The following is a 16,330-nucleotide window of genomic DNA, read 5'->3' as shown; positions in this document are numbered from 1 at the left end:
AGTCAAACCGCAACGGCTGACTCTCTTGGTTGGTGATAATAGGCCATTTCAAATTCTGCCGGCGGAATATTTCCAATCGGTTCCAACAATCGGCGATTATTGAACCAATCTACCCATTCCAAGGTTGCAAACTCAACATCGTCGATATTGCGCCAGGGGCCGCGGTGCCGTATGACCTCGGTCTTGTATAATCCGTTAATTGTTTCGGCGAGTGCATTGTCATAAGAATCACCAACACTGCCAACAGAAGCATCAATATTGGCTTGTATCAAGCGTTCCGTATAGCGGATCGACAAGTATTGGCTACCGTGGTCGCTATGATGGACTAATCCCTTAATTTCGTGCCGTGCACACAATGCCTGTTCCAATGCGTCAAGCACCAGATCGGTATGTAATGACCGGCTGACTCGCCAACCAACAATATACCGGGCAAAAACATCGGTAATAAAAGCTACATAAACAAATCCCATCCACGTTGCAACAAAGGTAATATCCGCTAACCACAATTGATTGGGCCGGGTCGCCACAAATTGTCGGTTAACCTTATCTGTTGGGCAGGCAAGTAAGTTATCTGCAATCGTTGTCCGGCACTTTTTACCACGCCTGGTGCCTTGTATCCCAAGTGTCTTCATCAATCGCTCGACGGTGCAACGCGCAGCGCTAATGCCTTCTCGCAACAATTGCCGCCATACTTTACGAACACCGTAAACCCGGAAGTTACTTTCCCAAACCTGCTGTATTTCGAGTGCCAGCTTCGTGTCCCGCTTGACGCGACCGGGCAATCGATCCGGATCTCTCTCCCGCCTTTTGTGCTCATAATAAGTCGACGGAGCAATCTGTATTTGCTTACAGATCGGCTCGACCCCATATTCCACCTTGTTTCTATCAACAAATAACATCATCATTTCGGTCGGCGGTCGAGCTCCGCCTGGGCAAAATAAGCGGATGCCTTCCGTAATATCTCGTTGGCCCGCTTTAATTCACGATTCTCCCGTTCCAATTCCTTGAGCCGCTCACGATCCGATGTCGACAACCCGCCTCGAATTCCTCGATCCGTCTCCGCTCTTCTTACCCATGCCCGCAATGTTTCCGCTGTGCAGCCAATCTTCGATGCGATCGATTTGATCGATGACCATTGCGATTCATGCTCTTTTTGCTGCTCGAATACCAACCTTACTGCTCGCTCCCGGACTTCCGGTGAATAACTAATTTGATTTTTCATATCCTCCTCCTCTCAAATCATTTTATCTCCGGAAAACCCGGGGCGATTCAGATCGCCAGTCCGTTATCAAACTTGTCACGATAGACGGCGCTGCCATATCCACCTTCCGGGGTGTTGAACTGATAGCCACCGGTGAGTGACAGCTCTCGCTTCACCGGCTTCTTTGAAATGACGCGGATCACGCCGGCGAACGCATTGCCCCCATATAGCGCCGAAGCAGCACCTGGGATTACTTCGATACGTTCGATATCTTCAGGAAACAGGTTGGCCCAGTTGATCGTGCCGAATGAAGGGTCATTCATTTTCTGGTTATCCAGCATAACCAGCGTGCGCGCGCCACCCGAAACGCCACGGATTGAAATACGATTGGCACGATTGGCGGAAGCGGCGCGGCTGCCTTGATTAGCGCCCCAGACATAAACCCCGGGCGTCTCCTGCAAAATATCACCGATGCGACGCACATCACGCATCCGAATCAGATCCTTGCTGAGTAAATGAACCGTCCCAGGCGTCTCTTCCAAGGACTTTTCTGAAAGTGTCGCCGAGACCACCACGGGTTTGAACACAACCGAATTATCAGAATTTCCAGTTCTGACGACAGGATCGATTACTGACTCCACAGCAGCCTGTTTAATTTCCGGGTTCTTCTCCACCGGTGAATACTGTGCCAGAGAAACCGGCACCCACGACAGATAAATAAAAACACAAAATGCGAACGGAACGGCTAGGCGAAGTAAATTCATAAAAATTATTAATTATTGGTTTTAAACTGGAAAAATCGAAATCTGCAGTATGGTAATCACAGGTAACCATTTGAGTCAATGCGACAAATTGTCGCATTGACCTGAAAACAAATAACGATAGAATTATGAAAATACATAAAATTTACAAAAAATAACGGGGAATCTAATGAAAGTAATAAAAATTGAATTGTCATGGCCATTGATCTCAATGCTATTAGTGATAACGATTTGGGCGAATGCCATTCGTCCTTCGGCTGCGGCTGAAACTCGGCAGGACACTTTGGCTTCACCCGTGAAAACTATTAATGAGGACACGCAGGAACCAGGGGACAAGCCCGATAAAACAGATCACAGTAAGCATAGAATGCCGTCCAAACCAGATGGCGTGATCAGCCTCGATATCGTGGAGAAAAATAACAAGATCTACCTGCTGTTGGGTCTGCATGAGAAAGGCGAGCAATCCGTTGTGCTGAAGACCTCCAGGGATGGCGGCAAGACCTGGTCCGCGCCCGTTACCGTAGATACCGGCCAGACGCTGGCGCCGAACCTGATCCGCAGCAATGATGCAAGACTGACGGTATCGGGCGATCATCTGCTTGCTTTCTGGACGAGTTACAAGGAAGGCGCAATGCATAGCGCCGGACCGATGATCGTCGCGCGCTCGGTCGATGGCGGTCAAACCTGGCAACCTGGCAACAGCCCGACTGATTGGAATAAAGGTGCGCATGCGTTTTTCGCTACCGATGGAGATCGGCAGCAGTTGCATCTGGTCTGGCTGGACAGCCGGCATGGGCCAGTTAAAGTAAAAGGGGCGCAAGGTATGCGCCATGCCTACTCCACCGACGGCGGCCTAAGCTGGAGTAGCACAATCACACTGGATGGTGCCACCTGCGCATGTTGCTGGACATCGGCACGTTTGCACGAAGACAAACTTTATGTGCTTTACCGCGACAAGTTGCCTTCCGATATGTCGTTTGGCATGATTCACGGACAAGCCTGGCAGCGCATGGGGACGGTTGGCGAATTCAACTGGTTCTTCGAAGGCTGTCCGCATATCGGTGGCGCCATGGCGTTCGGGCAGAGCAAGCATGGAAGCCATATCCACACTGTCGTGGGAACGGGTCATCCAGAGCGCAGTGGCATCTATTATTTACAAAGTACAGATGGTGGCAAGCAGTGGTCTTCACCGGTCAGAATGGGGGATGATAGTGGCCTGCACGGCGACGTGGCAGTCAACGAACATGGCCGACTGGTCGTGGTCTGGGATGGCCTGGCAGAAAATGGACTGGCAATTTTTGCAGCGGAACAGCGCAAGGATGGTACATTCAGCGACCCGGTAAAGGTTTCCTCACCCGATGTCAGAGCAGCCTTTCCACGGGTGGTGCCAGCCGGAGAGAAATTTCTGATAGTGTGGACACAGAGCAAGGATGGCAAGCGTGAAGAACTGGAGATGCAGCATTTTTAAGATCGGCAGACTCAGGAGAAAATCATGAAACACCTGCCATTGTATTTCAGCCTGCTCGCCAGCCTCTGGCTGGCTTCAACTGCGCCAGCCAATCCTCAGCAGACGACAATCCGTCCGTTCGTCAAGAGCAGTTTCGCCCAGATTCAAAACATGAACAGTGGCAAGCCATTTTTACTGACTTTCTGGGCAAAAACCTGCAGCTATTGCATGGATGAACTTGCCTCGCTTGGGAAGATGCAAGAGATCTACCCAAAATATGAAATTGTCGTAGTGGCGACCGACCCGTTACTGGATAAAGACATCGTCTGGCAAATCTTGACGACGCATGATCTGCGACTCGCCGAAACCTGAGTATTCAGCGAATATTTTCCCGAGATTCTTTACCGGGAAGTCGATGCGCGCTGGCGCGGGAGAATTGCAACTGACATTTTTTGTGAACACTCTCATTCATCGTCAGCGGTCGTCTCTATGACAACGCATTCAAAATGTGGCTGGGGCCTGGAGCTATGCCAGCCGGACTCCTGGAGAACTTCATGGACCATTCAAGACAGATGTTGGGTGCGTGGTATTGGAAATATCGTTTCCGAATCGCGTTGGCTAGCCAATATCCAATACGAAGTGACAACGATCGGTTATATCCCGTGATATAGCCACTTACAACGCTTCAAATATACCTGCTGCACCCATGCCACTCCCCACGCACATGGTAACCATGCCGTAGCGAAGCTTGTGGCGTCGCAAGCCGTTGAGCAGGGTGGCAACACGAATGGCACCAGTTGCACCCAATGGATGACCGAGCGCAATCGCCCCTCCTAACGGATTAACTTTGGCGGAATCCAGTCCGAGTTCGTTAATAACGGCAAGACTTTGTGCCGCAAACGCTTCATTGAGTTCGATCCAGTCGAGTGCGTCCTGGCGGATACCTGTCTGTTGCAACACTTTGGGAATTGCTTTGATGGGACCAATACCCATAATTTCTGGTGGCACCCCCGCAACACTGTAGCCGATGAAACGTCCCAGTGGCGTCAGATTGAAACGCTGCATGGCCGTTTCACTCATGACCACGACTGCACCGGCACCATCTGACATCTGCGAACTGTTACCGGCAGTTACCGAGCCATGTGCGGCAAATACCGACCGCAGTCTGGTCAGTGCTTCCAGACTGGTATCCGCGCGCGGCCCTTCATCATTATCTTTCGTGACGGATACATGATGAATCTGATGCAGATTGAGATCAGGCTGGTTTTCCTCGATGGTATAGGGAGAGATTTCTTCCCTGAATTCCCCTCGCTCGATTGCGCAGATCGCCCGCTGGTGGCTCTGTAATGCGAATGCATCCTGTGCTTCGCGGCTGATCTTCCACTTTTCCGCCACTTTCTCGGCGGTAATACCCATCCCGTAGGCAATGGCAACATTTTCATTGCCGGCAAACAGGTGGGGATTCATTGAAACCTTGTTACCCATCATCGGAATCATGCTCATACTCTCGGCTCCCGCTGCAATAATGATATCCGCTTCACCCAGACGAATCCGGTCTGCTGCAATGGCAACTGCTTGCAGACCAGACGCGCAGAAACGGTTGATCGTCATACCAGGCACGCTGTCAGGCAGCCCTGCCAGCAAGACAGCCACACGAGCAACGTTAATACCCTGCTCAGCCTCCGGCATCGCGCAGCCGACGATCACGTCGTCGATCGCTGTTGGATCTATTCCATCACATTGTTTCAGGGCAGCCCGCAGAACGTGAACCAGCAGATCATCCGGGCGCACATGCCTGAACATTCCTCTGGGCGCCTTCCCCACCGGCGAACGGGTTGCGGCAACAATATAGGCTTCCTGGACTGGTTTGGTCATCCGATTTCTCCTGAATGGTAATTTGGCAACTCACTCACCTTCAATTACGTAAAGGTTTGCCGGTTTTAAGCGTATGAGCGATACGTGCCTGAGTTTTCTCAGTCGCTAACAACTCGATGAATGCGGTGCGTTCCAGACCCAGCAGCCATTCCTCATCAACACGGCTGCCCGCAACGACATCACCACCACACATGACATGTGCAATTTTGCTGCCAACCAGGTAATCATGTTCCGAAATAAATTTTCCTTCGAGCAGATTGACAAGATTGCTTTTGATGGTTGCAATCCCGGTTGCGCCCGCTACTGTGATTTCACGTGGCCGCAACGGTGGACGATAGCCAGATTCAGCCAGGGCAAGCGCCTGCATCTTGGCAACGTGCAATAACTCAAAACGATTCATCACAATGACATCAGATGGCGACAGAAAGGAGAGCACCTTCGCCTGCTCGGCGCTTTTAGCCATCTCCGCCATGGCAACTGTTCTGAAATAACGCTGTAAGTACATAAATGGATCACCATCGACAGCCTGATGCGAAGCACGTAACGCAAATTCCTTACATCCGCCACCAGCCGGCAACAACCCTACCCCCGCTTCAACCAGTCCGATATAGCTTTCCAAGGTTGCCACCGCACGATCACAATGCATGATGAATTCACAGCCTCCACCCAAAGCCAGTCCATCAACAGCAGCCACTGTCGGTACCATGGAATAGCGTAAATGCTGCGATATTTGCTGAAACCGGGCGATCATCGTTTCTACTTCCGCGAGCTTGCCTGCCATGAGCACATCCGCCATGTCCAGACTGCGCGCAGCTTTGAGGATGGTGGTCTGTGCAGTTTTTTTTATTTTTTTAACAAAATCATCAAACGCTGAAGGTGGCATCTCTGCTTTTGGTCGCTCGGTTGCCTTCTGCAAATTGGCGCCGAATGAAAACGGAGGCTCGGTCTGCCAGATAATCAAAGCCCGGAAATGGTTTTCCGCTTCGATGATGGCTTCCTGCATCCCCTGCAATACCGCATCATCGATGGTATGTTTCTTGGTTTTAAAACTCACAATCGCAATTTCATCACCGGTATGCCACAGACGCAACGCTTCTGTCTCCAGAATAGTCTCGCCATAAGTTGGCTGCTCGCCAATCAGTCTGTCCGGAAACAGCTGCCGCCGGTAAACCGGCAAACTGGATCGTGGCTGGATCTCACCGGTTGCTGGCACAAAAGAACCACCTGGCGCATGCACACCCTGTATCGATCGCTGGCTGATAGATTGCACCCATGCGGGCATGGCAACCGTTGCCATAGCCTTATCTGCAGCAATATCTTCGTTTACCCAGTCCAGAACGGCATTCCACCCGGCTGATTGCCAGATTTCAAACGGCCCCTGCTGCCAGCCAAATCCCCAGCGCACCGCCAGATCGAGGTCACGTGTACTGTTTGCGATAGATTCAAGCTGAACTGCACAATAGTGGAACAAATCGCGATGAATGGCCCACACGAACTGTGCCTGTGGATGCGGATGTTTGCGTAACGCCGCAAACCTGGCAGCTGCGTCCTTCAGCTTCAACACCGCTTCAACCTCATCATCGACTTCCTCTTCAGCAAGCCGATACATTTCATGTTCCGGATCGAGCACGTAGATTTCCTTTCCCTGTTTCTGGTACACGCCCTTACCGGTTTTCTGACCCAGCGAACCATCCTTGACCAATTTATCGAGCCAATCGGGAGTTGTGTAGAAATTATGCCAGGGATCATCTACGAGATTGTCTTGCATCGTCTGGATGACATGCATGAGGATATCAAGCCCTACCAGGTCGGCGGTACGAAAAGTAGCGCTTTTGGGGCGCCCAATCAGGGACCCGGTCAGTTTATCCACCAACTCGAATCCTAACCCAAACTGCCTGGCATGATGCATCGTCGCCAGCATCGAGAAGATTCCTATCCGGTTGGCGATAAAATTGGGGGTATCTTTGGCGCGAACGACACCTTTGCCCAGTGTCGTGACCAGAAAAGTTTCCAGGGTATCGAGCATAGCAGCATCACTGTAGTCACTTGCAATCAGCTCGACCAGATGCATATAGCGCGGCGGGTTAAAGAAATGCACACCGCAGAAGCGCGTCCGGAGCGACTGCGGCACCGCGTTGGCCAATTGACCGATGGAGAGGCCAGAGGTATTGCTGGCTAGAATGACGTTATCATGCAGATAAGGTGTAATTTTCTCGTACAACTGCGCTTTCAGTTCCAGACGCTCGGCAATCGCCTCAATAATCAGATCGCAATCACCCAATCTTTCCAGATGCTGATCATAATTGGCCGGTTCAATACAAATCACCCGGCTGGCAGTCGATAGTGGCGCAGGTTCCTGTTTTTTCAGCTTGTCGATCGCGCGAATGACGTTGGCGTTAGTATCTTTCTCATCCGTCGGCAACTCAAACAGTAGAGTTTCAATGTTGGCATTAATCAGGTGCGCGGCTATTTGTGCCCCCATGACGCCAGCCCCCAATACAGCCGCCTTCTTCACACGAGCTGGATGAGTAGTCAAAATTTCCTCCAATTGAAAAGGTTATTGGAAAGCATCAACTATTTTTTGAGCGGTCTGCTCAAAATAAATCTGTAGCCAGACAACCTGAAACCCTGGCTACAGCCGCACCACAGGCACGAAGTCTTCTCCAGAAAAGACTACAGGCTTGAAATCCAAAGCGCAAGCGTAAAGTTTTAATCTGTAGAGAATCGACTGGCGACGGCTACGCTCATGCTACTTGGTTTGCTGATCACACATGGGGGAGCGGCTGTAACATAGTTTGGTCATCAATCCGTCAATCTGGCTCATGCTACAATCCCACACCGCTACAATTTAATCAAACACCACATGAAAAAGTTTATGTCTGATCCAAACAGCGCTGCCGCAGTCTCGCCAGCTCGGTTGACAGTTTCGCTATTGCTCGTGTCATTTTTTATTTTGGTGTCATTACTGATCTGGCTAAGCGTTGTTTTAGTTCCCCCTGAACAGGCTCTTTTTATAATTGACAGCAGCTGGCATCATGGATTTAACCATCCGCTGGAGGGGTTGGATCATATTGTCGTGATGCTGATGGTGGGTGTCTGGGCGGCACAAATGCGGGGTAATGGCACCTGGCTGTTACCGCTGGCTTTTGTTGGAAATATGAGTATCGGCGGGCTGGCCGGGGTGCTAAGTCTTGCCGTGCCTGGTGCGGAAGCAATGATTTTATTGTCCGGTATCGTGATGTGCGTTCTGGTGATCCGCAAAATCCATTTCGCTACCTGGATGAATCTGCTGCTGGTGGCTTTTTTCGCTTTTTTTCATGGCTATGCTCATGGTCAGGAGATCCCGGTTTCGGCGAGCTTCGCCTCTTATGCAACTGGTTTTTTACTGGCAACCATGTTGCTGCACGGTATCGGGATTTTAGTGTTTCGTCTGGCTGTGTTAAGTATCACGAGTCTGGCCAGCAACGGCATTTATGCACAGCAAGCGGAACGCGTTATCCCCTCTCAGGTCATCAAGCCTCATTTCCCCGGAAGTCCTGTTTTGCTGAGTCATGCTTCTTCCATGGTTTTGCAAGAATTGACGATTACCGGTCGCGGGGATTCTCAAGTCGGCATTGCTGATAGTGCTTCGCAGGGCAATATTGGGCAGGAGCAATTGCAGTTTCGGCCGATTTCACGCCCCGGGGAAGTGTTAGAAACAGTACCCGGCCTGATTGCGACTCAACACAGTGGTGAAGGCAAAGCCAATCAGTTTTTTCTGCGTGGTTTCAATCTCGATCACGGTACGGATTTCCTCACATTGATAGACGGTGTGCCGATCAATCAATTATCACATGCGCACGGCCAGGGCTGGACGGATACCAATTTCCTCATTCCCGAATTGATCGAGACGCTTGAGTACAGAAAAGGAAGTCACTATGTGGAACACGGTGATTTCTCCAGCACCGGTGCGGCCAATATCCGCTATTTCAATACGTTGCCAAATAATATTTTTAAATTCACGGGTGGTAGCTTTGATTATTATCGCGGACTGTTTGCCGGCTCGCAGAAACTTGCGGGTGGAAATTTATTATTTGCAGGCGAAACCGTACATAACGATGGCCCATGGCGAATAGGCAATAATTATTTGAAATTCAATGGCGTGCTGCGTTACAGCCAGGAGCGCGAGAACCATGGCTGGAGTATTACCGGCATGGCGAGTACCGCCGACTGGCGGGCAACTGACCAGATACCCAGACGTGCGCTTGAGCAAGGCAGTCTGGGGCGTTTTGATGCGCTCGACCCAACGGATGGGGGGTAAAAGCAAGCGCTTTAGCTTGACTGCGGAGTGGCATCGTCAGGATGCCAACAGTGCCAGTAGCGTGATGGCCTATGGTGTTTATTCAAAGCTACGCTTATTTTCTAATTTCACGTATTTTCTTGATAATAATGAGTTGACCAATCCAGACGGTTGCAGTGGTCTGAATGGATTTACCCCTGGATCACGTTCACGAATCAATCGGGACATTTTCAGCCGCTGTGGCGATCAGTTCGGACAACCGGATGAACGCTGGACAACGGGATTCAAGGCCAGCCATACCTTTTTCCATAAACTTGGTAGCGCGGATTCCGAAACTGTCTTCGGTTTTCAGATGCAGAATGACAATATCAAAAATGCGCTGACCAAAACCCATGCGCAACGACAACATGATATTACGCGGGAGGATACGGTCTGGGTTACAAGCTTGAGTCCCTATACGCAAAACCGGACCTACTGGACTCCATGGCTACGCACCACCATGGGTGTGCGGTTTGATGGCTACCGTTTTGATGTCAGCAACAGCAATATTGCCGGCAATAATGGCGTGCGCCATGACGGTATGATCAGCCCAAAAGGGAGTATCGTGCTTGGCCCGTGGCAAGATACCGAACTGTATCTGAACGGCGGATTGGGCTTCCACAGCAATGATGCACGCGGCGTAAACACTCGGATTGATCCAGCAAGCGGTGATGCGGTTGACCGAGCCAGGCCACTTGCACGTACCTACAATGCAGAAATTGGTTTGCGTTCCACCTGGATCAAGGGATTACAAAGTACATTTGCCTTTTGGTGGATGGATACACAATCCGAACTGGTATTCGTTGGAGACGCAGGTACAACCGAAGCAAGCCGGCCCGGGCGGCGCTTTGGTGTTGAATTCGCCAATTACTACTCCCCCGTACACTGGCTGACGCTGGATGCTGACTTCAGTTTCTCGCGGGCACGTTTTCGTGATAATGCCCCGGAAGGTAACCGTATTCCAAATGCGGTAGAAACCGTCATCGCGGCTGGCGCAACAGTACATGATGTCTTCGGTGGCTTTTTTGGGGGACCGAGGCTGCGCTTTTTTGGCCCACGTGCGCTGATAGAGGATAATAGCGCCCGCTCGAACAGCACGCTGCTACTATCAGCGATGATCGGTTACCAGTTTAATAATAAACTGACAGTTCAAGCAGAGGTATTCAATCTGCTGGATCGTAAGGATGATGGCATTACGTATTTTTATCCCTCACGTCTTCCAGGAGAAGCCGCTGGTGGCAGAGATGATTTCCATTTTCACCCCGTTGAACCAGTCAGCTTTCGTATTGGATTTACCTGGAAATTCTAATTAGTCTGGATTCGTGAGCAACGGAGATAGCTGGAATATCGGGCGAGGGGAACGGGGACGCCATACCGGTTCATTGAATGCGAGAGCCATTCTGCATGGGGATGCCGCCATTTGATGACAACGGTCATCCGGATGGCCACTCGCTATTCTGCGTTCAACGGCTCGTACCACTTTTATCTTTTCTCTATCCCCATACCTCAACCTCTTTCTCGAATTGTAATTGGTTATCGGGCACGCCCAGCCTGATTTTCCAGTTGTAGTGGCTGCTGCGACAATTTGTCACATGGTTTTTATAGTAATTTTGCGTTATCGTAATGCACATGATGAGCTTTCCCCGCGCGCATTCGTTCAACTAAATAAACTTCATGGGCATTATTAGTAATCTGCACCAAACCCCACTTAGCAATAATCTGAACAGATTATTTTTATTGCGGAATATCGCTATATTTACCCAAATCATTATTTTCAGTCTGGTTTATCACTTAATAGAACTTGATTTACCTTGGAAAAACATCATGATCACCATTGGTGTATTACTGGCGATCAATTTCCTGACACTCATCCGGTTGCAATATCAGTGGCCGGTTATCAATCCTGAGTTTTTCTTTCAATTATTAATTGATATCGGTGCGTTGACCGTTCTGCTCTATTTTAGTGGCGGCTCAACCAATCCTTTTGTTTCTCTTTATCTGATTCCATTAATCATTGCGGCTACCGTACTCCCCTGGCATTACACCTGGATTATGGCGGCGGCTTCCATTACTTGTTATACCTTGCTGCTGTTTTACTACATCCCGCTGCCACATAACCACACCGATGATCACAGTCGCCATATGTTTGAATTTAACCTGCATGTCGCAGGTATGTGGTTGACATTCGTACTCAGCACCTTGCTCATTACCGGGTTCATCGTAAAAATGAGTACCTCTATCCGCGATCGTGATAAAGAGCTTGCAAAATCACGTGAAAGATCTCTGCAGAATGAGCAGATTATCGCTTTGGGCACACTGGCGGCCGGGGCTGCCCATGAGTTAGGTACGCCGTTATCTACCATGGCTATCATTGCGCATGAACTTAAGCAGGATTACCCTGATGACAGTGAATTTCAGCATAACATGCAGATTCTGCGAGACCAGATTGAGCTTTGCAAACAAACGCTAACACAGCTGCTTGCCAACGCGGGACAAGCGCGCGCAGAGGAAGCCAATGGAGAGCCGGTAGATCATTTTCTAAAAAAGGTAATCGACAAATGGCAGTTAATCCGTCCATCGGTTAAATTTACCTATCAGTGTAACGGTGTGAGCCCTGCCCCCCTGATTATGAATACTCAATTATTGAGTCAATCCATCCTCAATTTGCTCAATAACGCAGCCGACGCTTCTGTCGATCAAGTTAATGTCACCAGTGGATGGGATCATGATCTGCTCCATCTTGAGATACTGGATGATGGCGAAGGGCTGAATGCCGAAGTAATGGAACGCGCTGGTGAAGCATTTTTTACCAATAAAGGACCAGGAAAAGGTTTTGGAATAGGACTTTTTCTGGCGAATACCAATATTGAGCGTTTTGGCGGAAGTGTCCGTCTATTTAACCGCCCTGAAGGTGGAGCATGCACCCATGTCACCCTGCCTATCATGCAATCTGGTCATCAACCCATTCCATCTTGATCACAATCACAACAGGAGTAACGCATGAATGATACTGACAAACCCAATCTGCTCATTGTAGATGATGATATTGTCTTTTGTGACGTTCTGGCAAAAGCAATGAAAAAACGAGGATTTGATGTGGTAACCGCCCACACCATCCATACTGCACTTGAATTGGCGGAATCCATAACACCTGAATTTGCGGTAATTGATCTAAAACTTGAGGATGAATCCGGGCTAGTACTGGTCGAGAAATTCAAGGAAATTGACCCAGGAACCCGTATCGTTGTATTGACTGGTTATGCCAGCATTGCAACCGCAGTTGAAGCAATCAAACTCGGCGCCACCCATTACCTGGCAAAGCCCGTCGATGCGGACAATATCATGTCAGCATTCGAGCGTATTAATGGAGACGCGCAAACCCCCATCAGCATCAATCCAATATCAGTGGAACGATTGGAGTGGGAATATATTCATCGGATTCTTAAGGAAAATGACAACAATATTTCTGTTACTGCCCGAGTGCTAAATATGCACCGCCGCACCTTGCAGCGGAAGCTATCAAAAAATCCCGTACCTGTACAAGTCTGCGAAAATTAAACCCAATACAATTAACTACTTAGAAATAGGAAAATATGATTCCAGAAGCAGGTTAACCATAAGTGAGATATCTGGTTAAATATTTCTCAACAATAAAAAAGGCCTCGGTGAAGTTACCGAGGCCTTTTTTACATTTCTTTAACTAACCAAATACAAATTGACTCAATTATGTATCAGTTTTTAGTGATCCATCGCTGCATCGGCACTAAAGCTTGCGGGTGCTTTGAGTTGTTGCATCAGATCGTTATTCCATTCACCTTCTACATTCATATGCGCAGCAGCGCCGAGTAACACCGCTTCGATCAGATTATGACTGAGATACACATACAAACCAGGTTGTTTAAAATCATACAACGCAGCAACTGCAGCACCGCCAGGTACAAACCATGTTTCCTGGCTGGTTAAAGGAACATCACTGAATGAACCACCTTGCCAGACCAGATCACCATGGCCACCGATCAGATGAGGGCGCGAATCGCGGTTGGCCTGGGAATGAATAAACAGGACTTTTTCACCCACTTTACCTTTCAATGCGTTATCACCCGTAATTGCACCAACGGCACCGTTGAATACCACGTGGGTTGGAACCAGCCCTTTGGAGAGCTCAAGCATATCAGACATACCTGCGGCAGGTGAGTCATACACTTTATAATTGCCTTTTTCATCTTTTGGCAAGTAAAAATCCTGTTCGCCAATGTAATAAGCGCGGTCGTAGCGAACTGGTTTGCCAGCAGCATCTTTCAGACCATCGCGCGGCAGAACCATAATTGCTCCACTCATACCAGAGATAACGTGAAAAGGAATCATCATGCCGCCCGGAGCGCAGTGGTATACAAATACGCCAGGTTTAACTGCTTTCCAGCGTAAAACCACTTCCTCGCCTGGTTGAACCAGGGTCAGGCCAGCACCACCTAATGCACCGGTGGCAGCATGGAAATCGACATTATGTGCCAGGGTACTTGTTTTTGGATTGGCGAGTGTTAACTCAACATAATCACCTTCATGAACAACGATCAGCGGTCCAGGAATGCTGCCATTAAAAGTCAAACCCCAGACTTTTGCACCGGGAGCGATTTCGACCAGCTTTTCGATGGTTTCCATACGTACTTCAACAATTTTTGGACCACCTTTGGCAACTTGATCATGTTTTGGAACAGCTGGTGGAGCAACCAGTTCTTGTTTCACTCTAGGTAATTTTGAAATATCGGTCGCGGCTACTGCAACTCCGGTAGCAGCAAAACATACTAATCCCAGTCCGATGACTGCTCGAACAGTTCTATTCATACATCCCTCCGTAATTATTGAATTTCTACATGATGCACATAAACATTAAATGTGCATTATTCTATCTGCAGGTGCTGCTATAACTTGGTTACGTTAATACTCCCCCATCATTTATTTAAGAGCCAATGGCGGAACGCAGAACATACACTTTGAGAGAAACTCTGTCAACGTCTACACCGCGCTATTACTTATAAATTCATATTGATTAACAAGTTAGCGTTCATCACAATGGAGCTTCCCGAGTACAGGCATATCTCAAAAATTTTGAACCACAAGCAGAACGTGGTATCAACAACATAATCCGATCGCGGACAGCCACATCTGAGATGTAGCGTGATATTTTTATGATAGCCACAAGGCGCTGGTTAAACATTAACTGTTGCAGGTGGTTTTCGAATCTATCAGGTTTTCATTAAGCCGGCTGAGTGCGACAATTTGTCGCATGTTAACAGCAATCAGTCGTTATACAATCACCCTGATCGTCATTTCCAATTTCGACTGAGAGAAAATCCCATGCATTCTTCTGTTGTTCATAAACTGCCCTATTGGTGGCTTTATTGCACCGTTTTTCTGACTGGCGCCTCGGTGATGGTGATCGAGTTACTTGGTACGCGCTTGATTGCTCCGTTCTATGGCGCAAGTCTTTATGTATGGGCGTCGCTGATTTCGGTGACGATGATCGCGCTGGCCATTGGTTATTACGCGGGCGGGCATTGGGCGGATCATGCCAAACGAACTGGACTCGCACTGATCATCGCGCTGGCAGGCTTACTGACGCTGGTTATCCCGTGGATGACAACACCGGTGCTACTCGCAACCGATTCGCTGGGTCTGCAGATGGGAACGTTCATCAGCACGCTGATTCTGTTTACGCCCAGTCTTATCATGCTTGGCATGGTTGGTCCGTTCGCCGTCAAGATGGTAACTGACAGTCTCAGCGGAGTTGGCGCGAGTACCGGTTCAATCTATGCGGTCAGCACGGTCGGTAGTGTGGTAGGGACATTGTTGCTTGGTTTCTACCTGTTCCCGCGCATTGGTTCTCGTGAGATTTTTGTTGGCGTTGGCCTGGGATTGTTTGTACTGGCAGCACTCGTTGCTTTTTTTGAACGCAAGCGTATCCCGATGAGATATTCGCTGGTTCCTGTGGTTTTGTTGGCGCTGCCTGGCATGATGCTGTTTCCCGGTGGACTTTCTTCAGGTAATGCGGCCAGCCACTCCGAACAGTCCTACCAGGTACAGTTTGAACGCGAAAGCCTCTATGGCTGGGTACGAGTACTGGATAATCCTGCTGCAAACATGCGATTACTAATGGCAGATGCATCGACAATTGGCGCAGCCAGCATCAGTCACGGCGAAAATCTGATGACGTATCAGAGAATTGTTGAGTTGATTCCGCAGCTAGCACCGGATATTAAACGCGCGCTGTTGATTGGACAGGGTGCGGGGCACATGGCAACCAATCTGTTACGATTCGGTGTCACGACGGATACCATCGAAATCGATCCAGCGGTTGCCGAGGCTGCACAGGATTATTTTGACTTCAAGCCAACCGGTAATCGAATCATTGGTGATGCACGCTACGCGATCCGTAAATTGCAGGGTAGTTATGATCTAATTATTCTGGATGTATTCACTGGTGGTGCCGAACCGGTACATTTACTGACTGAGGAAACACTACAACAGATTAATGGCCTGTTAAGCAAACAGGGACTGTTGGCGCTGAATTTTGTTTCGTTTCTGGATGGCGGTGAAAATATCGCGTTAGCCTCAGTTGGGAAAACTCTCGCGCAGGTTTTTCCGCATCAACGGGTGTTCATCTCCGAACCAGGAGTCGAATTCAATGATTTTATTTGCTCGGTGGGGGGACCCCCCACACAATAAAATTA

At 49.2% G+C, this 16,330-nt stretch carries 10 protein-coding genes, 1 pseudogene and 1 other annotated feature; of the genes and pseudogenes, 6 read left to right on the top strand and 5 right to left on the bottom strand.

Annotated features, from left to right (window positions below):
- Positions 1-2 precede the first annotated feature (2 nt).
- Positions 3-1,222 (bottom strand): IS3 family transposase gene (locus IPG31_01940; protein ID MBK6617158.1). Its coding sequence is split into 2 segments (ribosomal slippage): positions 3-937 and positions 937-1,222, totalling 1,221 coding nucleotides; the frame shifts between segments, so codons are not numbered across the junction.
- Positions 828-944 (bottom strand) — a sequence feature (AL1L pseudoknot). Its footprint overlaps the gene before it by 117 nt.
- A 47-nt stretch (positions 1,223-1,269) precedes the next feature.
- Complete coding sequence (locus IPG31_01935; GenBank protein MBK6617157.1) at positions 1,270-1,965, bottom strand: Plug domain-containing protein; 696 nt, start codon at positions 1,963-1,965, stop codon at positions 1,270-1,272.
- A 208-nt stretch (positions 1,966-2,173) separates the two neighbouring features.
- Here IPG31_01935 and IPG31_01930 point away from each other — a divergent pair, with 208 nt between their 5' ends.
- Entirely contained in the window at positions 2,174-3,430 is a 1,257-nt protein-coding gene (locus IPG31_01930; protein ID MBK6617156.1) for an exo-alpha-sialidase, read from the top strand.
- Between the two features lie 24 nt (positions 3,431-3,454).
- The gene (locus tag IPG31_01925; GenBank protein ID MBK6617155.1) at positions 3,455-3,781 is read left to right on the top strand and encodes a hypothetical protein; all 327 of its coding nucleotides are present in this window, start codon (positions 3,455-3,457) and stop codon (positions 3,779-3,781) included.
- Between the two features lie 303 nt (positions 3,782-4,084).
- On the opposite strand, the gene IPG31_01920 is transcribed toward IPG31_01925, so the two are convergent.
- Entirely contained in the window at positions 4,085-5,284 is a 1,200-nt protein-coding gene (locus IPG31_01920; protein MBK6617154.1) for an acetyl-CoA C-acyltransferase, read from the bottom strand.
- A gap of 40 nt (positions 5,285-5,324) precedes the next feature.
- Positions 5,325-7,799, bottom strand: coding sequence for a 3-hydroxyacyl-CoA dehydrogenase (locus tag IPG31_01915; protein ID MBK6617153.1), 2,475 nt, complete (start codon positions 7,797-7,799; stop codon positions 5,325-5,327).
- A gap of 360 nt (positions 7,800-8,159) precedes the next feature.
- On the opposite strand from IPG31_01915, the pseudogene IPG31_01910 reads away from it, so the two are divergent.
- From IPG31_01910 to IPG31_01900, 3 genes and pseudogenes are all read left to right on the top strand, one after another.
- Positions 8,160-10,911: pseudogene (locus IPG31_01910) on the top strand (TonB-dependent receptor).
- Between the two features lie 365 nt (positions 10,912-11,276).
- Entirely contained in the window at positions 11,277-12,578 is a 1,302-nt protein-coding gene (locus IPG31_01905; GenBank protein MBK6617152.1) for a HAMP domain-containing histidine kinase, read from the top strand.
- A gap of 24 nt (positions 12,579-12,602) precedes the next feature.
- On the top strand, positions 12,603-13,160 hold the full coding sequence (locus IPG31_01900) for a response regulator transcription factor (protein MBK6617151.1): 558 nt from the start codon (positions 12,603-12,605) through the stop codon (positions 13,158-13,160).
- 180 nt (positions 13,161-13,340) lie between these two features.
- On the opposite strand, the gene nirK is transcribed toward IPG31_01900, so the two are convergent.
- Positions 13,341-14,444: a nitrite reductase, copper-containing gene (gene nirK, locus IPG31_01895; protein MBK6617150.1), complete on the bottom strand. Its 1,104-nt coding sequence runs from the start codon at positions 14,442-14,444 to the stop codon at positions 13,341-13,343.
- 513 nt (positions 14,445-14,957) lie between these two features.
- Between nirK and IPG31_01890 the strand changes: the two genes are divergently transcribed.
- Positions 14,958-16,325: a fused MFS/spermidine synthase gene (locus IPG31_01890; GenBank protein ID MBK6617149.1), complete on the top strand. Its 1,368-nt coding sequence runs from the start codon at positions 14,958-14,960 to the stop codon at positions 16,323-16,325.
- Positions 16,326-16,330 lie beyond the last annotated feature (5 nt).

It is taken from the genome of Nitrosomonas sp., assembly GCA_016703745.1.
Lineage (GTDB): Bacteria > Pseudomonadota > Gammaproteobacteria > Burkholderiales > Nitrosomonadaceae > Nitrosomonas.
This window is presented reverse-complemented; position numbering and strand designations above follow the sequence as displayed.

What these genes read in the sequence shown, in the direction of transcription:
- IPG31_01900 (MBK6617151.1), top strand. Translation starts at nt 12,603, where the DNA reads ATGAATGATACTGACAAACCCAATCTGCTCATTGTAGATGATGATATT.
- IPG31_01920 (MBK6617154.1), bottom strand. Translation starts at nt 5,284, where the DNA reads ATGACCAAACCAGTCCAGGAAGCCTATATTGTTGCCGCAACCCGTTCG.
- IPG31_01905 (MBK6617152.1), top strand. Translation starts at nt 11,277, where the DNA reads ATGGGCATTATTAGTAATCTGCACCAAACCCCACTTAGCAATAATCTG.
- IPG31_01925 (MBK6617155.1), top strand. Translation starts at nt 3,455, where the DNA reads ATGAAACACCTGCCATTGTATTTCAGCCTGCTCGCCAGCCTCTGGCTG.
- IPG31_01890 (MBK6617149.1), top strand. Translation starts at nt 14,958, where the DNA reads ATGCATTCTTCTGTTGTTCATAAACTGCCCTATTGGTGGCTTTATTGC.
- IPG31_01935 (MBK6617157.1), bottom strand. Translation starts at nt 1,965, where the DNA reads ATGAATTTACTTCGCCTAGCCGTTCCGTTCGCATTTTGTGTTTTTATT.
- IPG31_01930 (MBK6617156.1), top strand. Translation starts at nt 2,174, where the DNA reads ATGCTATTAGTGATAACGATTTGGGCGAATGCCATTCGTCCTTCGGCT.
- nirK (MBK6617150.1), bottom strand. Translation starts at nt 14,444, where the DNA reads ATGAATAGAACTGTTCGAGCAGTCATCGGACTGGGATTAGTATGTTTT.